This window comes from Azohydromonas lata NBRC 102462 (assembly GCF_001571085.1).
Lineage (GTDB): Bacteria > Pseudomonadota > Gammaproteobacteria > Burkholderiales > Burkholderiaceae_C > Azohydromonas > Azohydromonas lata.
This window is the reverse complement of record NZ_BCTC01000086.1, coordinates 1-21780: the sequence shown is the minus strand read 5'-3', so window position 1 is coordinate 21780 and position 21780 is coordinate 1. Positions and strand designations below refer to the sequence as shown.

Annotated in this window: 19 protein-coding genes; 7 read left to right on the top strand and 12 right to left on the bottom strand. The window is 68.0% G+C overall.

The window, feature by feature from the left end; translation table 11 throughout:
- Positions 1 to 30 precede the first annotated feature (30 nt).
- The 4 genes from ALA01S_RS23040 to ALA01S_RS34080 all read right to left on the bottom strand — a co-directional run bounded on the left by ALA01S_RS23040 (position 31) and on the right by ALA01S_RS34080 (position 2579).
- On the bottom strand, positions 31 to 1269 hold the full coding sequence (locus tag ALA01S_RS23040) for an MFS transporter (RefSeq protein WP_238455912.1): 1239 nt from the start codon (positions 1267 to 1269) through the stop codon (positions 31 to 33).
- A gap of 106 nt (positions 1270 to 1375) precedes the next feature.
- Positions 1376 to 1807 carry a nuclear transport factor 2 family protein gene (locus ALA01S_RS23035; RefSeq protein WP_066341490.1) on the bottom strand — a complete coding sequence of 144 codons (432 nt, stop codon included), beginning with the start codon at positions 1805 to 1807 and terminating at the stop codon, positions 1376 to 1378.
- Positions 1804 to 2208: a nuclear transport factor 2 family protein gene (locus ALA01S_RS34085; protein ID WP_066341489.1), complete on the bottom strand. Its 405-nt coding sequence runs from the start codon at positions 2206 to 2208 to the stop codon at positions 1804 to 1806. Before ALA01S_RS34085 ends, ALA01S_RS23035 begins: the two co-directional genes overlap by 4 nt.
- A gap of 8 nt (positions 2209 to 2216) precedes the next feature.
- On the bottom strand, positions 2217 to 2579 hold the full coding sequence (locus tag ALA01S_RS34080; RefSeq protein WP_066341487.1) for a Cif family virulence factor: 363 nt from the start codon (positions 2577 to 2579) through the stop codon (positions 2217 to 2219).
- A gap of 144 nt (positions 2580 to 2723) precedes the next feature.
- Here ALA01S_RS34080 and ALA01S_RS23020 point away from each other — a divergent pair, with 144 nt between their 5' ends.
- The 5 genes from ALA01S_RS23020 to ALA01S_RS23000 are packed head-to-tail and all read left to right on the top strand — an operon-like array spanning position 2724 to position 8535.
- Positions 2724 to 4991, top strand: a complete 2268-nt coding sequence (locus tag ALA01S_RS23020) for a molybdopterin-dependent oxidoreductase (protein WP_084267842.1) — start codon at positions 2724 to 2726, stop codon at positions 4989 to 4991.
- A gap of 47 nt (positions 4992 to 5038) precedes the next feature.
- On the top strand, positions 5039 to 5839 hold the full coding sequence (locus ALA01S_RS23015) for an SDR family NAD(P)-dependent oxidoreductase (RefSeq protein WP_066341485.1): 801 nt from the start codon (positions 5039 to 5041) through the stop codon (positions 5837 to 5839).
- A gap of 22 nt (positions 5840 to 5861) precedes the next feature.
- Complete coding sequence (locus ALA01S_RS23010) at positions 5862 to 6299, top strand: nuclear transport factor 2 family protein (protein WP_066341483.1); 438 nt, start codon at positions 5862 to 5864, stop codon at positions 6297 to 6299.
- 3 nt (positions 6300 to 6302) lie between these two features.
- On the top strand, positions 6303 to 7673 hold the full coding sequence (locus ALA01S_RS23005) for a phosphotransferase (RefSeq protein WP_066341481.1): 1371 nt from the start codon (positions 6303 to 6305) through the stop codon (positions 7671 to 7673).
- 31 nt (positions 7674 to 7704) lie between these two features.
- Positions 7705 to 8535 carry an SDR family NAD(P)-dependent oxidoreductase gene (locus tag ALA01S_RS23000; protein ID WP_066341480.1) on the top strand — a complete coding sequence of 277 codons (831 nt, stop codon included), beginning with the start codon at positions 7705 to 7707 and terminating at the stop codon, positions 8533 to 8535.
- On the opposite strand, the gene ALA01S_RS22995 is transcribed toward ALA01S_RS23000, so the two are convergent.
- On the bottom strand, positions 8517 to 9134 hold the full coding sequence (locus tag ALA01S_RS22995; protein WP_066341479.1) for a glutathione S-transferase family protein: 618 nt from the start codon (positions 9132 to 9134) through the stop codon (positions 8517 to 8519). The genes ALA01S_RS23000 and ALA01S_RS22995 overlap by 19 nt on opposite strands.
- A gap of 350 nt (positions 9135 to 9484) precedes the next feature.
- On the opposite strand from ALA01S_RS22995, the gene ALA01S_RS22990 reads away from it, so the two are divergent.
- Together ALA01S_RS22990 and ALA01S_RS22985 are read left to right on the top strand one after the other, a co-directional pair.
- On the top strand, positions 9485 to 10759 hold the full coding sequence (locus tag ALA01S_RS22990) for a cytochrome P450 (protein ID WP_066341477.1): 1275 nt from the start codon (positions 9485 to 9487) through the stop codon (positions 10757 to 10759).
- Positions 10760 to 10781: 22 nt separating this feature from the next.
- Complete coding sequence (locus ALA01S_RS22985; protein ID WP_066341476.1) at positions 10782 to 12446, top strand: FAD-dependent oxidoreductase; 1665 nt, start codon at positions 10782 to 10784, stop codon at positions 12444 to 12446.
- A gap of 372 nt (positions 12447 to 12818) precedes the next feature.
- On the opposite strand, the gene ALA01S_RS22980 is transcribed toward ALA01S_RS22985, so the two are convergent.
- The 7 genes from ALA01S_RS22980 to ALA01S_RS22950 form a co-directional block, all read right to left on the bottom strand.
- Positions 12819 to 14648: a methyl-accepting chemotaxis protein gene (locus tag ALA01S_RS22980; protein WP_157119209.1), complete on the bottom strand. Its 1830-nt coding sequence runs from the start codon at positions 14646 to 14648 to the stop codon at positions 12819 to 12821.
- A gap of 606 nt (positions 14649 to 15254) precedes the next feature.
- Positions 15255 to 16886 carry a methyl-accepting chemotaxis protein gene (locus ALA01S_RS22975; RefSeq protein WP_066341473.1) on the bottom strand — a complete coding sequence of 544 codons (1632 nt, stop codon included), beginning with the start codon at positions 16884 to 16886 and terminating at the stop codon, positions 15255 to 15257.
- Between the two features lie 123 nt (positions 16887 to 17009).
- Complete coding sequence (locus ALA01S_RS22970) at positions 17010 to 18134, bottom strand: acyl-CoA dehydrogenase family protein (protein ID WP_066341471.1); 1125 nt, start codon at positions 18132 to 18134, stop codon at positions 17010 to 17012.
- A 37-nt stretch (positions 18135 to 18171) separates the two neighbouring features.
- Entirely contained in the window at positions 18172 to 18978 is an 807-nt protein-coding gene (locus ALA01S_RS22965; RefSeq protein ID WP_066341469.1) for a crotonase/enoyl-CoA hydratase family protein, read from the bottom strand.
- Entirely contained in the window at positions 18975 to 20036 is a 1062-nt protein-coding gene (locus tag ALA01S_RS22960; RefSeq protein WP_066341467.1) for an acyl-CoA dehydrogenase family protein, read from the bottom strand. Before ALA01S_RS22960 ends, ALA01S_RS22965 begins: the two co-directional genes overlap by 4 nt.
- Before the next feature lie 4 nt (positions 20037 to 20040).
- Positions 20041 to 21198 carry an acyl-CoA dehydrogenase family protein gene (locus ALA01S_RS22955; RefSeq protein ID WP_029000742.1) on the bottom strand — a complete coding sequence of 386 codons (1158 nt, stop codon included), beginning with the start codon at positions 21196 to 21198 and terminating at the stop codon, positions 20041 to 20043.
- 69 nt (positions 21199 to 21267) lie between these two features.
- Positions 21268 to 21780: amidohydrolase family protein (locus ALA01S_RS22950; protein ID WP_218011514.1), on the bottom strand; the 513-nt coding region annotated here is incomplete at its 5' end.

The following is a 21780-nucleotide window of genomic DNA, read 5'->3' as shown; positions in this document are numbered from 1 at the left end:
CGCACCGCGTGCCGGGCACGCGGCGCATGGCTAGCCCACCGGCTCCGCGCCGGGTTGTTCCAGGGCGGCGGCCGAACGGCTCTGCAGCAAGGGCTGCCGCCCTAGCGTCAGCAGCAGCGCCGGACCGGCCAAGCATGCGCCGATGCAGTACGCCAGCATCGGGCCATAGCTGCCAGTGCTCTTGTACGCGGCGCCGAACGCCAGTGGCGCCAGCATGCTGCCTGCGGTGATCAGGCCCAGATGGATGCCGAAGAGTCGGCCGTAGTCAAGCAATCCGAAGTAGCGGGCCACGAGATAGGCGGACAGATCGAACTCCGCGCCAGCGCCGATGCCGACAAGGCACACGGCGACCGTGAGCTGCATGGTCGTCCAGCTCGCGTCCGCGCTCCACAGCATCAGGCAGCCGATGGCCGGCATGACCAAGGCCGTGGCTGCCACGCCGGGAGCCCACAGGCGGTCGATCAGCCAGCCCGCAGCCAGCCGACCGGCGATGAGCGCGATGCCAAAGCCGCTGAACACGCTGCCGGCTTGCGCCGCTGTGAGCCCGATGTCGCGCAACAGCGGCACCGTGTTGGTCACCATGCCGACCACGGCCGTCACGACCAGCGTGAGACCGAGGTTCAGGGTCCAGAACTTGCGCGAGCGCACGTGCACCCGGAACGTTGCGGACGCCTGCCGTGGCGCCCGGGCTGCTGCCGCGGCGGTGGCCGTCGAGGCGCCGGGCGGCGTGGGAACAAAGAGCTTCCAGGCCAGCGGCAGGGTGATGAGCAGCGGCAGGGCGCCCAGCACGATGAACCCGGCACGCCAATCCCAGCGGTCGATGGCCCAGGTCAGCGCTGGCGGCAACAGCGCCGCCGACAGGCCCGAGCCGCACAGCACCAGCGCCAGCGCCAGGCCGCGCCGGACCTCGAACCACTGGCTCACCAACTGTGTCCAGGTCACGAAGGTGATACCCACGCCGGCGATCGGCACGAGGAAGAAGGCCAGGTAGAGCCATCCGATCGAGCCTTGCACCAGCGTGGTCGCCAACAGCGCCAGCGGCATGGCCAACAGCGACAGCAATGCCACCGGCCGCATGCCCCAGCGCAGGTTCAGCCAGCCGGCGAGCTGGCTGGCCACGACCACACCCCCGGAGAGGCAACTGATGGCGAACTGCAGGTTGCCGCGGTTCCAGCCAAAAGCCTTCTCCAGCGGCACCACCAACGTGCCGAAGCCATAGAGCAACGTCACGCTGGCCGTGGTTGCGGCGCCCGCCAGGGCCAGCAGCACGATGCGCCAGCCGCGCAGGAATTCATTGGGCATGCCGGCGTGGGCGGATCTTGCTACGGAGTTCATCGTATGGAGGGCGTGGTGGATCGCTGTACCGGGCGTGCTGTCAAGCGGCCAGCGACTCGCGGAAGGCCTCCATGGACATGCCGTGCAGCTTGGCCACATGGCCGGGATCGAGGTATTCGCGCCACGCGGTAATCTGGCCAGCATCGTTGAGCTCGAACACCGCCACCAGCGGCACCGGCACCCAGCGCCCGTTACGGAAGGACCAGTCGCAGCGCTCGGTGAAGACGGTATTGCCACTGGCTGCCACAGCCTTCATGTCGTGCTTCTGGTCGGTGACGCTATGGCGCATCAGCTCCAGCTCCGCCTTGATCGCGTCGCGGCCGCGCACCGGTGCGAAGGCCGGCACCGCGATCTGGTAGTAGGCGTCGTCGGCCAGCGGTGCCAGCGCCGCGTCCAGGTCCTGCGGCCAGCTTTCGCGGAAGGCATCGATGAAGCGGCGCACGATGGCCTCGGGCGTCCTGGTGTCGCTCATGGTGTTGCTCCGTCAGGGGGAGGTCCGAACGCGGCCGCGGCAGCGGCCGTGTCGAAGTACTCACGTCCGCTGGCGATCAGGCCGTCGCGGACGATGAACAGGTAGTGGTACGTGTTGCGGTAGACGAGACCCGGCCGCTCAAAGTGGCCCTGTGCCTCGACCGCGACGCGGTCCGCCTCGGCGGTGACGCCCGTGGGTGTCACCCGGCGCTCGTCGAAGGCTCGCATGGTGCGCGACACGGCGTCGAGGAAGGCCTGGCGGCTGCGTTCGCCCCAGCCTGCCACCCACCAGCTGAAGCCCGGGGCCAGCAGCGCCTGCAGGCCCGGCGTGTCACCACGCTCGATGGCGTGCAGGAACGCCGCGGCGACGCGCTTGTTGTCCTGTGTCGTCGTGTCGGTCACGGCACGGCTCAGGATTGCGGCGTGAAGAAGTAGCGGATCTGCACGTCGTCGCCATCGAAGCGGTAGAGCTCGATGCTGGGCCGCGGCGGGGTGCCGGCGCCGATGGTGGTGTTGTGGTGGTAGCACGCGGCTTCGTTGCCCGTCACCATCACCTCCTTGACGTCGATGTGCACCTTGCCGGCGAAGCGCTGCCACATGTCCTCCAGCGCCTGCCAGCCCTCCATCACCGGCAGCCCGATGTACTCGATCGTCATGCGGCCAGGCACCATGCGGCGATACAGGTCGAACATCTCCTGCTTCCTGCCTGCGTTCCAGAGCTCGACTTGCTGGTGCAGGAACGAGCGGATCTCCTGGGGGTCGCGGACTTTCATCGTCACTCCTTGGTTGTGCGCTGGATGCATGATCGCCAGGGCGCTGGCCAGGCAAGCGGGGAACGCTATCGATGAAACGCCCCATGCCATAGCCGAAGTGCACGCCACACGCCCGCCCGAACCGGGCTGCCTAGACTGGGCCGCATGAGCAGCACCCATGACCCTGTCCAGGTCCATCGACGCACCTGTCCGCTGTGCGAGGGCATGTGCGGGCTGAAGGTCGCGACGCAGGACGAGCGCGTCATCGCCATCCGGCCGGATCCGGACAACGTCTTCAGCCGGGGTCACATCTGCCCCAAGGGCACGACGCTGGGCGCGGTGCATCATGATCCCGACCGGCTGCGGCACCCTGTCGTGCGCGACGGAACCACATGGCGTGAGGTGTCCTGGGACGCCGCGTTCCAGCGCATCGACGAACTCGCGCAGGGTGTGCGCCGGCGCCACGGTCCCAAGGCCTTTGCCTTTTACGGCGGCAACATGAACAAGGGCGGCTTCGACACCAGCCGCTACATGATGCTCATGGTTCGCCAGGCCGGCTTCGCGCAGCGCTTCTCGTCGTCCAGCGTCGACCAGCTTCCCAAGAACGTGTCGACGTTCCTGATGTACGGGGACATGTGGAAGATGCCCATTCCGGACATCGATCACACGGACCTGTTCGTCATCGTGGGCGGCAACCCGGCAGCGTCCAAGGGCAGCATCTTTTCGCACCGGGACGTGATGGGCGCCATCAAGGCGCTGCGCTCGCGTGGCGGACGCGTCGTGGTCATCGACCCGGTGTGCACCGGGACGGCCCGGGCCGCCGACCAGTGGATCGGCATCCGCCCGGGCACTGACGCGGCGCTGCTGCTGGGCGTCGTCCATGTGCTGTTCCAGGAGGGACTGGTTCGCCTCGGGCACCTGGAAGGCCTCGTCAACGGCCTGGAGGAGGTCCGGGTCCTGGCCAGGGCCTGGCCTCCCGAGCGCGTCGCGTCCTTCTGTGGCGTGGAGGCAGCCACGATCCGGGCCCTGGCGCAGGAGATCGGCCAGGCGCCGCGGGCCGCCGTGTATGGCCGCATCGGGACGTGCACCCAGGAGTTCGGCACGCTGGCCTCCTGGCTGATCGACGTGGTGGCCGTGCTCACCGGCAACATGGACCAGGAGGGCGGCGTGATGTGGAGCACCTGCGTCGCTCCGCATCTGAAGCTCACGCCGCCGTATCCGACCGATGCGCCGCTGCTCGGGCCGCCCATGCGCGTGCGCGGCGTGCCGGGCGTGCTCGGTCAGTACCCGGCGTCGTGCCTCGCCGAGGAAATCGACACTCCCGGAGCCGGGCGCATTCACGGCCTGGTCACCTCAGGCTGCAATCCGGTGCTGTCCGCGCCCGGGTCGGCCCGGCTGGCAGCTGCGCTTGCGCAGCTTGAATGCATGGTCAGCGTCGACCTGTACATCAACGAGACGACGCGCCATGCCCATGTGATCCTGCCGGCGCTCTCTCCGCTGGAGCAGCCGCATTGGGACATCTGGGCCTGGCCCTTCAGCCTGACCAGCGGCGGGCACTACTCGCCGGCGCTGTTCCCGCGGCGGGACCGGCCACCGGAATGGCAGGTGCTCGCGCGCCTGGGCTCGATCATCGGTGGCAATCCGCACGCGGACCTCGATCGGCTCGACGACGAGTACTTCGGCGCGATGTGCGACCAGCTCGGCGTGCCGCGCGCGGTGGCATTCGCAGCGCTGCCCTCGCATGGCGCGGAGCGCATCCTCGACCTGTGCATCCGCACGGGGCCGTTCGGAGACAGGTTCGGCGAGCGGCCTGAAGGCCTGAATCTTCAGGCGTTCAAGGACCAGCCCGACGGCATCGTGCTCGGACACGCACCGTCGCAGGGTGCCGCCGCCTTCACCACCCCGTCCGGCAGGCTCGAGCTGGCGCCTGCACACATGCTGGGCGACCTGCCACGCCTGGAGCAGGCGATGGTGGCGCCTGCGCCCTGCCTCGTCCTCGTCAGCCGGCGACAGTTGCGCTCGCTGAATTCGTGGATGCACAACGTGGAGGTGCTCGTGAAGGGGCGCGACCGCTGCACGCTGCAGATCCACGTCGACGATGCCCGGCGCCTGGGCATCGCCGACGCAGACTTGGTGCGGGTGCAAAGCGAGAGTGGCGCGCTCGAGGTGCCCGCCGAGCCGACCACCGATATCCGTCCCGGCGTGGTGTCGCTGCCGCACGGCTGGGGACATGGGCAGCCCGGGACGCGACAGCACACGGCCGCCGAGCATGCGGGTGTCAACATCAACCTGCTGAGCCCGGCTCGCCTGGTCGATGCCGCGTCGGGCAACGCGGTGCTCAACGGCATTCCCGTCCAGGTGGTGCGCATCGGCGATGGCTTGCGTGCCTCATCGATATCGCACGAACCCCCTGCCGGAATCGATGCTGCCTAGACTGCGCCGGGCGCCTGGGATCGCAAGCGCTTGACAGGGGAATCGGAATGGCTCGACTGCAAGGCAAGGTGGCCTGCATCACTGGCGCAGGCAGCGGCATCGGCCGCGCCAGCGCGCTGCGCTTTGCTGCCGAGGGCGCGCGCGTCCTGGTCACTGACCTGCGTGGCGACGCGGCACAGACGGTCGCGGACGAGATATGCGCCGCTGGTGGCCAGGCCCTGGCGCTGGCCGTGGATGTGGGGGTGGAAGAGCAGCTCGTCGCGATGGTCGAGCAAGCGGCGACCCGGCTGGGCCGCATCGACGTGTTGTTCAACAACGCGGTGAACACCGCGGGCGCCGGCAAGGCGGACAAGGATTTCCTGTCGTTCAGCAGCGAGCGCTTCTTCGATGTGGTGCGGGTCAACGTGCTGGGTGGCGTGCTGGCCAGCAAGCTGGCCATCCCGCACATGCTCAGACAAGGCGGGGGCTCGATCCTGTTCACCTCGTCCACGAGTTCTCTGGGTGGCGACGTGGCTCAGTTCAGCTATGGCGGCTCCAAGGCCATGGTCAACTGGTACGTGCAGACGATCGCGGCGACCTTCGGCAAGCAGGGCATTCGCTGCAACGCGATCCTGCCCGGCGTGATCCAGACACCGGCCATGCAGGCTTGGGCGAATGGCGCCATGCAGGAAGCCTTCCTGGAACTGCACAACGTGCCGCGCCTGGGGCGCAGCGACGACATCGCCGCGTTGGCGACCTTCCTGGCCTCTGACGAGGCCGCCTACATCAACGGTGCGCTCATGCGTGCGGACGGTGGCATGAGCTGCACCGTGCCGCACGTGCAGGTGGTGCGCCACCTTCTGCGCTGATCGAGACAGACGGAGACCGAGCATGGGACACAAGCAGGAGCAGACGGTGCGCGAGTTCCTCGACGCCTGGGGCGACGAGACCCGGCGGCCCGACGTGGAAAAGATCGTTTCCATGTTCGCGCCCGATGGGTACTGGGAACTGTACGTGCCTCATGGCCCGGTCATCCGCGGTCGCGAGTCGTTGCGCAGGGAGATCCAGCGGCAGCTTGGCTACACCGAGTGGGCACGCTGTGGCATCGAGCGCATGTGGTCCGATGAGCGCTCCGTCGTCACCGAGCGGCTGGACCACTTCGGCCGCAACGGCCACACAGTCCGGCACGCGCTGATGGCAGTGTTCGAGCTCGACGACCAGACCCTGATCACGGCCTGGCGAGAGTACTTCGACCTGCACGACCTCTCGCGGCAGACCGGCACCGATCCGGCCCGGCTCTCCGGACTCGAGCAGCCGGTGGAGGCCTGAGCGATGGCCTGCACCGATACCACGACGGATTACGGCGCCGACGGCCAGGCCCGGCTGCGCGCCTTCGTCGAGCACGCCACGGGGGGCAAGGTCGTGCGCATGGAGCGCCAGGTGCGCTGGCGTCCCGCATGGTTTGTCGATGTCGAGCGCGGTGGCGAGCTGATGAAGCTGCACCTGCGCGGAGACCGCGGCGGCGACGTCGCAATCTTTCCGGAGCTCAAGCGCGAGGCTGACGTCATCAGCGTGCTGGGCGAACATGGCATCGCCGTGCCCCGCATCCATGGCTACTGCAGCGAGCCGCCGTGCATCCTGATGGACGCGCTGCCCGGCACGCGCCGGATCGCTGACGCAGCCAGCGATGCCGAGCGACGGACCGTCGCGCGCCAGTACATCGCCGAGGTCGCGGCCATGCACCGCGTGCCGGTGGAATCCTTCGTGGCCCGGGGGCTGCACCTGCCGCAGGGCGCGCGCGAGATTGCGCTCGTCGGCCTGGGCGCCTACATGCCGCACTATCTGCGCACCAAGAGCCGCCCCGAGCCGATGCTCGAGTTCGTGATCGGTTGGCTGAAGCGCAACGTGCCCACGCACCGCACCCGGGCCAGCTTCATACAGTTCGACTCGGGCCAGTTCCTGTTCCAGGATGGCCACATGACCGGGCTGTACGACTTCGAGTTCAGCATGATTGGCGACCCCATGGTCGACCTCGCGACGATGCGCATGCGCGACAACTACGAGCCGTTGGGCGAGTCGTTCCCGGTGCTGCTCCAGCTCTACGAGGAGTTCAGCGGCGAGCCCGTTGACCACGAGGTGATCGACTTCCACACGCTGCAGTTCGCCACGCTGGGCACCATGCAGTTCACCGGCACGGTCGGTGCCGGGCGGCCAGGTGACGAACACGCGGTGTACCTGGAGTTCGACCTCGCCCTGCGTCAGGTCATCCTGCAGGCGATGAGCGGCCTCACGGGCATCGGGCTGCCGCTGGAGCCGCCCCTGTCCGAGCACACGGGCAACCATGCTGCGCTGTTGGCCAAGCTCGCTGACACGGTGTCGCGCATCGAGACGCCGGACAAGCTGCAGCAGTCGCGCCAGGAGGCCGCGGACAAGCTCATCGAATGGCTCCAGCGTGCCGACGCCATGGGCACGGAGCTTGACGCGCGCAACCTCCATGACATCAGCACGCTGCTGGGCCGACGCTTCGACAACTGCTGCGCGGCGGAAGCTGCACTTGAGCGCCATGTGCAAGAGGCCGGGCCCGAGCACGACGAAGCGCTGCTGCGGCTGTTCGCCACGATGGAGGCCCGCCGCATGCATGCCTTCGGCCCGACCCGCATCGGCCGCTCGGCCACGCAGGTACACCTGCCTCCCACCCGCTGAACCCTTGTCCACCACGACGGAGCACTCACCCGTGACCCAGACCACTTCATCCGACCGCGATTTCCTCGACCGCTACGGCCCCTGGGCCCTGGTGGCCGGCGCCTCCGAAGGCACCGGTGCGGAGTTCTCGCTGCAGGCCGCGGCCAAGGGCCTCAACGTGATCCTGGTCGCCCGCCGTCCGGACAAGCTCGGGGAACTGGCCTCGCGCATCCGGCAGACGTACGCCGTGCAGGTGCGCACCCTGGCGCTGGACCTGTCGACGCCCAGCGCCGCGGCCGCGCTGCAGCACGCCGCAGACGGCCTGGATCTTGGCCTGGTGGTGTTCAACGCCGGCGGCGACAGCGTCGGCGGCCGCTTCCTTGAGAGTTCGTACGAGGCCTGGCGCACGCTGCTGCAGCGCAACATCGACATGCTCACCGAGGCTTGCCACCGCTTTGCGACGGCCCTTGTCGCGCGTGGGCGCGGCGGCATCGTCCTGGTGGGCTCCGAGGCGGCGTTGGGCGGCACGGGGCGACTGGCCATCTACACGGCCACCAAGGGCTATGCGCTGAATTTTGGCGAAAGCCTGTGGAAGGAGCTCAAGCCGCATGGCGTGGATGTGCTCAACGTGCTGCTGGGGGCGACCGACACGCCCAAGCTGCGCACCGTGTTTGCCAAGCACGGGCTGTCGCCCGACGCCGTGCAGTTGACGCCCTCGCAGGAGGTGGCACGTGTCGGACTGGCGCGCCTGGGTCAAGGGCCCACCGTCGTGCTCAGCGCACCCGAGGGCTCGACGGACTCGCTGGTCTCAGCACGCGTGCGCCGCGAACGCGTGGAAGCGCAGAGCCGCTTCCTCGACAACTTCTACGGTCCCGCCGCGTGAACTGCTGAGGGCGCGTGCGGCTTGTCGCGCTGCAGCGCCCGGCGCCGAGCCGGACGATCGGCCAGGGCGAGGTAGGCATCGATCGACGGGCTGGCGCCTAGCAGCGCGCGTGCCTGTTCGAACAGGCTCATCATCAGGATGTCCGCCGCCGTGAAGCGCTCGCCCAGCAGGTAGGGGCCGGACTCCGCAAGCGTTGCCTCGATGTGCTGCATCATCGCCGCGTCCAGCCGGGCCATCGCGGCATCCCGGGACAAGGCCTGAGTGCCCTTCATGTACACCAGCGGTTCGGTGAGCCCCACCTGGTAGAACAGCCAGGTGAGATATCGCCCACGCAGCGCGTCGCCCGCAGGCACGCCGACCTGCGCATTTGGGAACAGGTCCGTGAGGTACAACGCGATCGCCCCGGTCTCTGTGACGATCCGGCCGTCGTGATCGAGTGCCGGTGTGAAGCCGTGCGGATGGGGATTGCGTGCATCGGCCCGGCCGCCCGTGCTGTACGGATCGGCAACGTTCACGAGTTCATACATCGCACCGAGTTCTTCGAGCAACCATGCGATGCGCGACGATACGGAACCGGGGGCGTGGTACAGGGTCAGCATGGCTGGCCTCCTTGGTGCGCCTGACGGCGCGGACAGTGGAACGGATCGGCACGGCCGGCATGCGCATGCGTGCGTGCCAAGGCTGCACTTGATGGTGGCGCCAAAGATGGGAAATAGTTGAAAACTCAACTTTATGGCGACCTGCTCTATTCCCTCTACTGATCGTTTTCCCGGATCTGCCGGGAGATTGCTGCCGAGCGTTGACGCAGCGCAAGACGCCGGCTGGAAGCGGCGTCGCAGGCGCTTGTGTGGCGGGCCTCAAAGGATCAGAATTTGAAAATGTGTTCAATATAAGGGCGCGACCGGTGACCGGCAAGGTCCGGGCCGCCCCTGACTGAAAGGAGACGATCGTGACCGCAGCAACCAAGGACCAGTCGCTGGAGCGCGCTTTTTCCGGCGTGGCCGACAACTACCGGGGAGCCGACGTCGATCTGAATGCCCTTTACCGTGAAATGCGACGCGACTCGCCGGTACTGGAAGAAAACTTCATGGGGCGTCTGGGTGTGCCCAACATCGCGGGCCTCGACCCCGACCGCCCCACGTTCACGCTTTTCAAGTACGCCGACGTGATGGCCGTGCTGCGCGACGCAGCCAACTTCACCAGCGGCTTCATTGCCGAGGGGCTGGGCTCGTTCTTCGACGGGCTCATCCTCACCGGCATGGACGGCGAGGCGCACCGTCGCGCCCGCGCCCTGCTGCAGCCCATTTTCATGCCCGAGGTGGTCAACCGCTGGAAGCCCAAGATGGACCACATCGTGCGCGAGGAGTACCTGCAGCCCCTGGCGCGCCAGGGGCGCGCGGACCTGATGGACTTCGGCCTGCATTTCCCGATCCGGCTGATCTACGCGCTCATCGGCTTTCCCGACGACAAGCCCGAGCAGGTCAAGCAGTACGCCGCCTGGGCGCTGGCCATCCTGGCCGGCCCGCAAGTGGACGCCGAACGCGCGCGCGTTGCCCGCAAGGCGGCGATGGAGGCAGCGCAGGCGCTGTACGACGCCGTGAAGGTCCAGGTGGCACAGGTACGCGCCAACGGTGCCACCGGCGAGGACCTCATCAGCCGACTCATCCGTGCGGAGTACGAGGGCCGTTCGCTCGACGACCACGAGGTCACCACGTTCGTGCGCTCCCTGCTGCCTGCGGCCGGCGAAACCACCACCCGCACTTTTGGCTCGTTGATGGTGCTGCTGCTGGAGCGCCCCGAACTGCTGGAGCGCGTGAGGCACGACCGCAGCCTGGTGCCCAAGGCCATCGACGAAGCCGTGCGCTTCGAGCCCGTGGCCACCTTCAAGGTGCGTCAGGCCGCGAAGGACCTGGAGATCCGGGGCGTGAAGATCCCCAAGGGGGCCATGGTGCAGTGCATCGTGGCCTCGGCCAACCGCGACGAGGAAGCGTTCGAGAACAGCGAGACCTTCGACATCGATCGCAAGCCCAAGCCGTCCTTCGGATTTGGGTTCGGGCCGCACATGTGCATTGGCCAGTTCATCGCCAAGACCGAACTGCAGGTAGCCCTCAACGCGGTGCTGGATCTGCTGCCCGGCGTTCGCCTGGATCCGGCGCAGCCGGCCCCGCAGATCACCGGTGCACAGTTGCGCGGGCCGCACGCCGTGCCCGTCGTCTGGGGCTGAGGCCATCCTCGGCATGGGGACCATGATCGAGAAGGACGTGGTTGTCGTGGGGTCCGGCGGTGCCGGTCTCACGGCTGCCACCGTTGCCGCCCGGCACGGGCTGGACGTGTTGCTGGCAGAAAAGACAGCGTGGTTTGGCGGCACGACGGCGCTGTCGGGCGGAGGCGTCTGGGTGCCGGGCAGCACGCTCGCAACGCAGGCCGGCCTGGGCGAGGTTGCCGGTGCAGCCGCGCGCTATGTTCACGAGGTGGTGGGCCCGACCCTGCGTGCCGACCTGCTTGACGCATTCCTCGACGCCGCGCCGCGCATGGTGGACTTCCTGCATGCGCACACCGCCGTGCGCTTTGCGGTGCAGCGTGGGTTCGCCGACTGGCATCCGGCTGCCAGCGGGTTCTCGCGCGAAGGCCGCCTGCTGGTCCCGCTGGAGTACGACGCGCGCGAGCTGGGTCCATATTTTGCACAGCTGCGCCCGCCACTGACGGAGTTCAATGCCCCCGGGGGCATGATGATTGGACTGGCCGACATGGGGCATGCAGCCAACGCGACGCGCTCCTTCGCGGCGTTCAGGCACATGGCGCGGCTGGCCTTGCGCTTCGGGCTGGATCGGCTCGCGCGGCATCCGCGCGGCACGCGTCTGACCATGGGCAATGCGCTGGCGGCCCGGTTGCTGCGTTCGGCGCTGGACGCGGGCGTGACGCTGTGGCGCCAGGCGCCCATGCAGCGGCTGCTTGTCGAGCAGGGCAGGGTCACCGGTGTGGTGCTGCAGCGCGGTGGGGAGCAGCTGGAGGTGCGGGCCCGGCGCGGTGTGGTGCTGGCCACGGGTGGATTCTCGGCCAATGGCGAGATGCGACGCCAGTTCATCCCCTATGCCGAGCACCACGTCTCGCTCGTACCCGAGGGAAACACCGGCGACGGCCTGGCGGCGGCGCGTGCGGCTGGTGGACGCTTCGACGGTGAGAACCTCAGCAATGCCGGCTGGGTGGTGGTGTCGGTGCTGCGGCGAGCGGACGGCTCGGTGCGCAAGTTCCCTCACCTGTTCCTTGACCGTGGCAAGCCCGGCTGCATTGCAGTCAACGCCCAGGGCAAGCGCTTTGGCAACGAGTCCGCCACCAACCTCGTCGAGCCCATGCACCGCAGCGGCTCGGTACCTGCGTACCTCGTGTGCGACGACGCCTTCATCCACCGCTATGGCCTGGGACTTGTGCGCCCCGGTGGTTGGGGCCTGCGACGCATGATTGCTGAAGGCTACATTGTCACGGCACCGACGCTGCAGGCGCTGGCCGCGGCCATCGGTGTACCGCCCCACGCACTGGAAGCGACCGTCGATCGCTTCAACGGACAGGCCGAGCGTGGTGTCGACGAGGACTTCGAACGAGGCAACGCGCGCGCCGACCATGTAATGGGCGATCCGTCCCACGGTCCCAACCCCTGCCTGGGCCCGGTGCGCAAGGCGCCTTTCTACGCGCTGAAGGTATTCCCTGGCGACTCGACCACGACCGTGGGCTTGCGCGTGGACGCCCGGGCTCGCGTGCTCGACATGCAGGACGCGCCTGTGCCGGGGCTGTACGCCATCGGGCTGGACATGAATTCATTGTGGCGAGGGCGTGCGCCGGGAAACGGCGCGAACAACACGCTGTCGTTGACCTTTGGCTTCATTGCGGGACACGCGCTGGCTGGTGCTGCCTGACTGCTGTTGGCCGTAACCTGCGCGACAGTGCGCAGTTGCGTTCCTGACGCGAGATGTCTTGTTGAGGGCCGCGGGCCTGACGCCAGGAATTCCCAAGCTGCCAGTGGAGCCTTCTCCGGCACGGTGGTGCCGTTGCCCAACGCGCTGCTCGCCACGGACAGTGCAAGAAGCGGTTGAAGCCGTTTCAGGGCAGGTGCGTCGGTGCAGTACGCGCCGTGTCATTCCCATGCCCGCACCGCGCGGAAAACCGATGGCGGCATGCATACGGTGCGTCCCGGACGTACGCCGGATCAAGCCCTGGGCGCGCGTAAAGCCCGCAACCGGCATGCACCTGGCACAGGCCGGTACGGGCCTGTGCCAGGTACTGTCCCGTCAGGCCTGGCCCAGGAATGATGTTCCCACGTCGGCACCGGCCCCATGGCTGCCGGTCACGGGAGATTCCGCAGCCGCCTGGGCCATCGGGTTGCGTTCGACGGCGTAGCGATGCCGCACAGCGTTGTTGTGGAGGCTGGCTGCCCTGGGACGATCGCTTACCTCGATTGAAGCGTACTCGGCATCATCGCCGGCATGGAGCTTGAATGTCGCCACCATCTGCGACAGCCGCTGTGCCTGTGCCTGCAGCGAAGCTGCCGCTGCCGCGCTTTGCTCCACCATCGCGGCGTTCTGCTGGGTCATCTGCTCAAGATCCGTCATTGCGGCGTGTACCTCGCCGATGCCCGAACTCTGGGCCCCAGCGGCATCGGTGATCTGGGAAATCATGTGGCTGACCTGCTGCACCGAGCCGACCAGCGTCGTCATCGTCTGTCCCGCCTTCTGTACCAGTTGGCTGCTCGAGTTCACCTGGTCCACGGAGCTGCCGATCAGCTGCTTGATGTCCTTGGCGGCCAGCGCGCTGCGCTGAGCCAGGTTGCGCACCTCGGCAGCCACCACGGCAAAGCCACGCCCTTGCTCGCCCGCGCGCGCGGCCTCCACCGCGGCGTTGAGCGCGAGGATGTTGGTCTGGAACGCAATACCGTCGATCACGCCGATGATCTCGCTGATGCGGCGCGACTGGAGCGCAATCTGCTCCATGCTCGCAACGACGTCAGCAACCACCCGGCCACCGTGCTGGGCAGTGGCCGCGGCGCTGCCAGCGACGTCGTTGGCCGTGTGGGCCGAAGTTGCTGTCTGCTGCACGGCACCGGCGAGCTGGCTCATCGAGCCTGCGGTGCGCTGAAGATTGGCAGCGGCGTTCTCGGTGCGCGCGGAAAGGTCCTGGCTGCTGCTGGCCACCTCGGTAGATGCAACCTCGATCGTATGGGCGGTATCGCGAACCGCGCCCACTACCTCCCGCAGGCTGGCCTGCATCCGACCCAGCGCCGCCAGCAACGCACCGGTCTCGTCGCGCAGGGACGTTTCAATGGGCTGCGACAGGTTACCTTGGGCCACTTCCTCGGCAACCGCGACGGCACGGCGCAGCGGGACACTGACGCTGCGCGCAATCAGCCAAGCCGCCAGCACGCTGATGGCCAGCCCCGCGCCCGCGGCAAGCAACTGGATCCGGCGCGACAACGCCACGGCGGCTTCGGTCCGAGCTTGCGCCTCTTCGCCGGCCTGTCGCACCGCGGCAACCACGCCATCCACCGACTTGGCCCAGAAATCGACCTCGTTCTTCACGCTGAACGCCATCGTGGCCACCTGGGCCTCGTCGAGCGGCACGTCGGCGTCACCTGCGCGCGCGCCATCGGAGATGCGGGCACTCAGCGCCTGCCTCATCAGCCCCATCGCACCCTCTGATTCGGTCAGCGGCTTGAGCGCCTCGAGCATGCCCGCAATGTCGTTGCCCTCATGGGTCAGTTCCATCAAGCGACCTTTGGCCGCCGCATAGGCAGCGATCTGCTTCTCGATACGGCCGGCGTGGAAACTGATCTCTTCGGACTGCGTCGAGAGCATGACAAGCAGGCCGCTCATGTAGCTCTCGTTGATCTGCGCGCGCATTTGCTCGGCTGCGGCAATGAGCTCGGTGCTCGAACGCATGGTGGCACCCATGTCCTGTTGCAGCCGACCGGTCTGGAACACGGAGAATCCCGTCGTCCCGGCAAAAAGTGCCAGGACCGTCCCGAACGCCAGGGCCAGGCGCCGTCCAATCGTCATGTTGCCAAGCAGGTTCTGCAGGGACGATCGGTGGCCAGGAGAGCGCACGAAGGAGGAGGAGTAGGGCATCAAGGCGACCTCGGCACGCCGCGACTAGCGGCACGGTTTGTGGAACTTCTGAATCGACCCTTTGTTCACCGACATGAGGCACGAACTCCGCAACATTGGTTGCGAATGCTGCCGATCGTTGGATTCGCCAGTGCACAAGGTCTTGTGTGATTCGCACTTGCTGATTCAGTCGATCAGGCAACTACCTGATTCTTGCCCATATGCATTGTCCGAACGCATGGAACTCAGGATGGCGCGGCTCATGCGTGCCCTGCAGGAAGCGCCGTTGCTGCAGCACGGCATCCCAGGCGCACAGCGCGTGGCATGCACCACTGGCGCCGGGATGGCATTCGCGCGTGAGCAGTGCGTGCTTCTCGTCAAGCCCCCATGCAAGGAGCACTGCCTAGTTGCGTGCTGCCTGTACGAAACCGCACGAGGACGTCTTGCGCAAGACCTCGGCATCAGTGCAACGCGCAACAGCGCTGCTTGGCTTGCGGTTCAGGCCAGGAGCACGCCTGTACAGCGCGCCACCGCTGGAGGCCGTGCAATGGCGGCTGACTTCAGGTCGCGGACGCGATCCGTGCAATGCCGCTGCGCTGGCGGCATGGTGGATAGCGAGCCGGCGTGTCAGGCCGGCGTGGTGTGCTTGCGCACCGGTATACGTGGCCGAGCCGCAACCGCGGACTGCTCGAGCCGCTGTGGTGCTGGCGTTGCAGCACCGCCATGCGCGGTGCGGAAGATGCGAACCGACTCCACCACGACTTCGGCCCGGTGGTGCAGCGAGCGGGCTGCCGTGGAGAGCTGCTCCACCATCGCGGCGTTGTGCTGCGTGACGCTGTCGAGCTGGCTTACGGCCTGGTTGACCTGCTCCACGCCCAGGGCCTGCTCCTGCGCGGCGCGGCTCATGTCGGCGATCAGGCCGAACACCCGCTCCACCGCCTGCGCGCTGCAGCGCACGGTGCGGCCCGTGGCCTCGGCCAGCGCGTTGCCGGCCTCCACGCGGGAGGTGGCGTCGCCGATGAGGTTCTTGATCTCGCGCGCTGCGTCGGTGGTCTTGCCCGCCAGGGCGCGCACCTCGCCGGCCACGACCGCGAAGCCGCGCCCGGCCTCGCCGGCGCGCGCGGCTTCCACCGCGGCGTTCAGGGCCAGGATGTTGGTCTGGAACGAGATGCTGTCGATGACCTGGATGATCTCGCCGATGCGCTGCGAGGCCTCGCGGATCTCGCCCATGCGCTGCACCATCTCCTGCATCGACTGCCCGCCCTGGCGCGCCGCCTCGGCGGCCTCCTGCGCCAGGCCGCGCGCGGTCTCGGCATGCTCGGCGCCGTGGCGCAGAGTGACGGCGATCTTCTCCACCGACGAGGCGGTGTGCTGCAGGCTGCCGGCCTGCAGCTCGGTGCGAGCACCGAGGTCGGCATTGCCCGCGGCGATCTGCTGGGAGGCCGTGCGGATGCCGTCCACCTCGCTGCGCACGTCGCCGACAATGGCCTGCAGGCTCACGTCGAGCTGTGTCAGGGCGCGCATGAACTGCCCGGTCTCGTCGTCGCCGCCAGCCGCCTTCGCCAGCCCGAGTTGGCCGGCGGCCAGGCGGTTGGCCGTGGCAATGGCCGATTGCAGCGGCGCCACGGCCATGCGTCGCAGCAGCAGTGCTGTCACGGCGGCCAGGGCAAGTGTTGCACCCAGGGTCAGGCCCGCGTTCAACCCGGTTGCGGCCAGGACGCTACAAGCCAGCGAGCTGGCGATGCTCAACCCCGCAATGCGGGCTCCCAGGCCCCAGCGCAGCGCCGAATGCAGCCGGCCCAGCACAGTGCGGACATGCAACTCGCCGTGTTGCAGCACATAGCGCCCGGGCTGCTCGCGCATGTGTGCGTACAGCGCTTGGGCCTCGGCCACCTGCTCGCGCGAAGGCCTGCTTCGCACCGACAGGTAGCCTGCCACGCAGCCGTCCTCGATCACGGGCGTCACGTTGGCCAGTACCCAGTAGTGGTCCCCGTTCTTGCGGCGGTTCTTCACCACCCCGGACCAGGGCCGCCCATCCCGGATGGTGGCCCAGAGATCGCGAAACGCCTCGGACGGCATGTCCGGATGGCGGATCAAGTTGTGCGGCTGGCCCAGCAGCTCCTCGCGCGTGTAGCCGCTGGCGCGTATAAAGGCCGGATTGCCGTAGGTAATGCGGCTCTTGAGGTCAGTGGTCGACACCAGCGTCGTGCCCTCTTTCAGCACGTACTCGCGGCCGGTCACGGGGCCGGTATGGCGCATGGTCGTTTTCGTCGGGAGTCGGAGCTACCAGACACAGGCGTGTTCTGGCCGCGGCACAGGCCGCCGCGGTGAAGTGGCCTTGCGGAGCGTACGTCGGCGGGCCGTTGGCGCGACCCGCCTGGCTCACAGGGAGCGGCTGATGATTTCCTTCATGATCTCGGAAGTGCCGCCGTAAATGCGCGCCACGCGGGCATCGACCCAGGCACGGCCGACCTTGTACTCGCTCATGAAGCCGTAGCCGCCGTGCAGTTGCAGCAGCTCGTCGAGCACCTTGCCCTGCATTTCCGAGCCCACGAGCTTGCACATTGCACCCACCTCGGGAGTGAGCTCGCCGCGCATGGCCTTGGCCAGGCAGTCATCGACGAACACGCGCAGCATCGTGGCCTGGGCCTTGCACTCGGCGAGCTTGAACTTGGTGTTCTGGAAGTCGAACACGGTCTTGCCAAAGACGCGGCGGTCGCGCGTGTAGTCGATGGTTTCCTGCAGCAGCGCCTCGATCGAGGCCGCTGCACGCAGCCCGATGATGGTGCGCTCCCAGGCCAGCTGGTGCGTGAGGTAGCCGAAACCCTTGTTTTCCTCTCCGAGCCGGTTGGCCACGGGCACGCGTACGTTGTCGAAGAACAGCTCCGACGTGTCCTGGCCCTTGAGACCGATCTTCTCCAGCAGTCGGCCCTTGGAGAAGCCAGGGCGGTCTGCCTCCACGCACACCAGCGTGAGGTCCTTGGCAGCGGGATCGAGCTTGGTGGCCGTGACCATCAGGTCGGCGTTGCCACCGTTGGTGATGAAGGTCTTCTGGCCATTGACGATGTAGTCGTCGCCGTCGCGGCGTGCGGTGGTGCGCATGCTGCGCAAGTCGCTGCCGATGCCGGGCTCGCTCATCGCGATGACGCCCACCGTCTCGCCGCTGACCATCCCGGGCAGCCAGCGCTGTTTCTGCTCCTCGGTGCCGTAGGCCACGATGTACGGCGCGACGATCTCGGAGTGGGTCGTGAAGCCCACGGCCGTGGCGTTCACGCGCGCGAGCTCCTCGATCATCACGGCCGAGTGCCCGAAGTCGCCGCCGGCGCCACCGTACTCCTCGGGCACCGTCACGCACAGCAAGCCGGCGTCACCGGCCTTGCGCCACAGCGACTTGGGCACGATGCCGGCCTTTTCCCATTCGTGCAGGTTCGGGACAATCTCGCGCTCGATGAAGCGCCGGGCCTGCTCGCGGAACTGTTCGTGGTCTTCGCGGAATACGGGTCGCATGGTGAGTCTGTCTGGCTGTGTGTCGGGGGTAGGGCGCTCAGCGGCCCGTGAACTGCGCAGGGCGCCGCTGCAGCATGGCGTTGACCGCTTCGAGGTGATCCTCGGTGTGGTGCGCCAGTGCCTGGTAGGCTGCCGAGAGCTCCAGCAGCGAGTCCAGGCGCATGTGCTGGCCCTCGCGCAGCAGCCGCTTGGTCAGGCGCAGCGCGTGAGCCGGGTTGGCCGCAATGCGTTGCGCCAGCGCCTGTGCGTGCTCCGCCAATGCCTCGCACGGCACCACTTCGGCCACCAGGCCCCACTCCAGCGCCCGGGCGGCATTGATCGTGTCGCCGGTGAAGGCCATGAGGCTCGCCCTGGGCATGCCCACGATCCGGGGCAGCAGCCATGCCCCGCCATCGCCCGGCACGATGCCGACCTTCACGAAGCTCTCGGCGAACAGTGCGCTGTCGGCCGCGATGCGGATGTCGCACATGCACGCCAGGTCCAGCCCGGCGCCGATGGCTGGCCCGTTGACGGCAGCGATCACCGGCACGTCCAGCTCGTACAAGGCCAGCGGGATGCGCTGGATCGTGTTGCGATAGCTTTCGCGCACCTCGAAGGGGCTGCCGGCGAAGATGCCGCCGCGGTCGCGCATGTCCTTGACGTTGCCGCCGGCGCAAAAGGCGCTGCCTTCGCCGGTCAGCACCATCACCTTGACGGCAGGGTCACGTCGGATGCTGCGGCACAGCTCCTCGAGCTCATGCATCTGGGCGGGCTCGGTGAGGGCATTGCGCGTTTCGGGGCTGTTGAGCCGGGCGGTCAGCACCGCACCCTGGCGCTCGACGGCCAGGAACGGGGTCGTGGTCATGCGATCTCTCCGAGGGCCAGATCCAGGCGGTTGGCGGTGATGGCCGGCCACAGCGACGTACTGCCGCCAGCGCATACCGCGCGGCCCAGGCGCTGTGCCCAGTGGCTGAGGTTGCCGAACTCGCTGCGCCAGGCCCACAGCCGACGGGTGGCCTGCTGCAGCGCGTGCTCATGGGTGAAGCCGATGGCACCGTGCACGGCGTGCGCCATGCCGGCCGCGACACCGGTGCCTTCGGCAGCACAGACCTTGGCCGCGGCGATGGCCCAGGCGTTGAGCTCGGTTGAGTTGCCGGCTTCGGCAAAGGCCGCCTCGGCAGCCACGGCCACGCAGCCGGTGTGCTGTGCCATCACCGCGAGCTGGTGCTGGATGGCCTGGAACGAGGCCAGAGGCTTGCCGAATTGCACGCGCTCGCCGGCGTAGGTGGTGCTCATCTGGAGAATGGCTTCCAGTGCGCCCGCGGCCTGGGCGCTGCGCAGCATGGCGCCGCCCAGCCACAGGGCCTCGCCGCTGAGGCCTTGCGGCAGCCCGGCACTGGCCACCGGTGCGACGGCGTCGAAGTGCAGTTCATCGCGAGGCTCACCGGCAACGTTGGCACGTTCGGTGCACGTGGCACGGCTGCGCGGGAGCACGACCAGCACGGGATCGGCGTCGCCGACAATGGCCACGGCATGGTGGACGTTGCGTCCCCACGGCACGTCATGCAGCGTTCCGCTCACGCGCGAGCCTTCGAGCTTCAGCGTCGAGCGCGCGGCGATACCCAGAGGCTCGTTGCGTGCCTCCAGGCCGCAGTGTCCGAGCAGCGCGTTGGCCAGCAACGTCTCGGGCAGCGGCAGGGGCAGGGTGTGACGCCCGCAGGCGCGCACGACGGGATACAGGTCCTCCCACGATGCGCCCGCGCCACCGAGCGCCTCCGGCGCCGCGGCCACTGCAAAGCCGGACTCCTCCAGCAGCGACCACAGGGCCTGCGGCCACTGGCCGGCCTCGCACGAGTTGACCAGTACCGGCGTGACATGGTCGGCCAGCAGCCGTTCCATGGTGGATTCGAAGAGTTCGCGCATGGTGCTACCTCAGTCCCAGGCCGCGGGCGATGATGCCGCGCAGGATCTCGCGGGTGCCCCCGCGCAGCGAAAACGATGGCGCCATCTGCATCAACGCCGCCAGCACCTGGGCATGGTCGCTGCCGCCGCCGACGACCGGCGGCTCGTCGAGGACGGCCTGGGCCAGTTCCGGAATCTCCTGCTCGAAGGCTGTGCCCAGGTCCTTGACGCAGGAGGCCGCCAATGCCGGGTTGGCGCCTGCGGCGAGTTCGGCCGTGACGGACAGTGACATCTGGCGCAGCCCTACCAGCCGCGCCACCAGGCGACCGATTTCCTTGGCCTGCAGGGCGTCGGGACGGCGGCCGCAGGCGTCGATGAGCGTGTGCAGCAGCGCGATGCTGCTGAGGAAGCGCTCCGGCCCGCTGCGCTCGAAGGCGAGCTCGGCCGTGACCTGCTCCCAGCCCTGGCCCTCGGCCCCCACCAGGGTGTCCTGGTCCAGGTGCACGTTGTCGAAGAACACCTCGTTGAAGTGCTCGCCGCCGGCCAGGTCGCGAATGGGCCGCACAGTGACGCCGGGCGCCTGCAAGTCGATGATGAACTGCGACATGCCTTCGTGGCGGGCAGCGGTCTTGTCGCCCGTGCGCACGAGCGCAATCATGTACTGCGAGTAGTGGGCGTTGGTGGTCCAGATCTTCTGGCCGTTGAGCACCCACCCACCCTTGGCATCGGTCGAACGCACGGCACGGGTGCGAATCGATGCCAGGTCGGAGCCCGAGTTGGGCTCGCTCATGCCGATGCAGAAGTACGTCTCGCCGCGGCAGATGCCGGGCAGGTACTTCTCGCGCTGGGCCTCGCTGCCGTAGCGAAGGATCAGCGGGCCGCTTTGGCGGTCGGCGATCCAGTGCGCCGACACGGGCGCGCCGGCGGCAAGCAGCTCCTCGATCACCACGTAGCGGGCCCAGGGGCCGGCCTCATGGCCGCCGTAGCGGCGGGGCAGCGCCATGCCGAGCCAGCCGCGCCGGCCGAGCTCGCGGCTGAAGGCCGGGTCGGCGCCCATCCAGGAGTCGGCGCGGCGCAAGGGCGGACGCTCTTTGAGCGCCTCGGCCAGGAACGAACGGACCTGCTCGCGCAGCGCCTGGGCCTCGGCAGGAATGTGGTGATGTCGGAATGCGATGGCTGTCATGTTCTTGCCTGGTGGGGCGCGGTGCCGGGCGGCTGGGGCCCGGCACCGCGCCGCGACAGCGTCAGTGCTTCAGAGCGCAGTCCCCGCGTCCGCGGAGGCGAACATGCGGTTGATGTCGCCGGAGGTCACGGGCTTGTTCGGATCGCGCACCGGCGCGGCGCCGCCCAGGCCCAGTGCGGGCTCGATGCTCACATGCGTGGCCTGTGCGCGCAGCGCGCCGACCGTGCAGTTCTCGCGCCCGAGGATGGCAAACGGGTCGTACGAGAACTCGCGCATCGCGTTGAGGTGGCTGATCTTGTCGATGATCTCGGGCGACAGATGCTTGGCCTGGGCCCAGAACACGTCCGCGGAGTGCGGCCAAGTGCAATCCGAGTGCGGGTAGTCGCACTCCCAGGTGACCTTGTCGACGTTGATCGAATCCAGGTTCTTCAGGCCGAAGGCGTCCTCGATGAAGCAGGTGATGACGTGCTCGTTGAAGATGTCGCTGGGCTTCTTGTCGCCGAAGTTGGACATCGTCCAGGCGTGGTGGTGGCTGTGCGTGAAGTCCGCACGCTCGAGCAGGTACGGGATCCAGCCGATGCC

Bases quoted from the DNA above. Each gene is read 5' to 3' on its own strand.
- ALA01S_RS23035 (WP_066341490.1), bottom strand. From the start codon at position 1,807: ATGAGCGACACCAGGACGCCCGAGGCCATCGTGCGCCGCTTCATCGAT.
- ALA01S_RS34080 (WP_066341487.1), bottom strand. From the start codon at position 2,579: ATGAAAGTCCGCGACCCCCAGGAGATCCGCTCGTTCCTGCACCAGCAA.
- ALA01S_RS23020 (WP_084267842.1), top strand. From the start codon at position 2,724: ATGAGCAGCACCCATGACCCTGTCCAGGTCCATCGACGCACCTGTCCG.
- ALA01S_RS23015 (WP_066341485.1), top strand. From the start codon at position 5,039: ATGGCTCGACTGCAAGGCAAGGTGGCCTGCATCACTGGCGCAGGCAGC.
- ALA01S_RS23010 (WP_066341483.1), top strand. From the start codon at position 5,862: ATGGGACACAAGCAGGAGCAGACGGTGCGCGAGTTCCTCGACGCCTGG.
- ALA01S_RS23005 (WP_066341481.1), top strand. From the start codon at position 6,303: ATGGCCTGCACCGATACCACGACGGATTACGGCGCCGACGGCCAGGCC.
- ALA01S_RS22995 (WP_066341479.1), bottom strand. From the start codon at position 9,134: ATGCTGACCCTGTACCACGCCCCCGGTTCCGTATCGTCGCGCATCGCA.
- ALA01S_RS22985 (WP_066341476.1), top strand. From the start codon at position 10,782: ATGATCGAGAAGGACGTGGTTGTCGTGGGGTCCGGCGGTGCCGGTCTC.
- ALA01S_RS22980 (WP_157119209.1), bottom strand. From the start codon at position 14,648: ATGCCCTACTCCTCCTCCTTCGTGCGCTCTCCTGGCCACCGATCGTCC.
- ALA01S_RS22975 (WP_066341473.1), bottom strand. From the start codon at position 16,886: ATGCGCCATACCGGCCCCGTGACCGGCCGCGAGTACGTGCTGAAAGAG.
- ALA01S_RS22970 (WP_066341471.1), bottom strand. From the start codon at position 18,134: ATGCGACCCGTATTCCGCGAAGACCACGAACAGTTCCGCGAGCAGGCC.
- ALA01S_RS22965 (WP_066341469.1), bottom strand. From the start codon at position 18,978: ATGACCACGACCCCGTTCCTGGCCGTCGAGCGCCAGGGTGCGGTGCTG.
- ALA01S_RS22960 (WP_066341467.1), bottom strand. From the start codon at position 20,036: ATGCGCGAACTCTTCGAATCCACCATGGAACGGCTGCTGGCCGACCAT.
- ALA01S_RS22955 (WP_029000742.1), bottom strand. From the start codon at position 21,198: ATGACAGCCATCGCATTCCGACATCACCACATTCCTGCCGAGGCCCAG.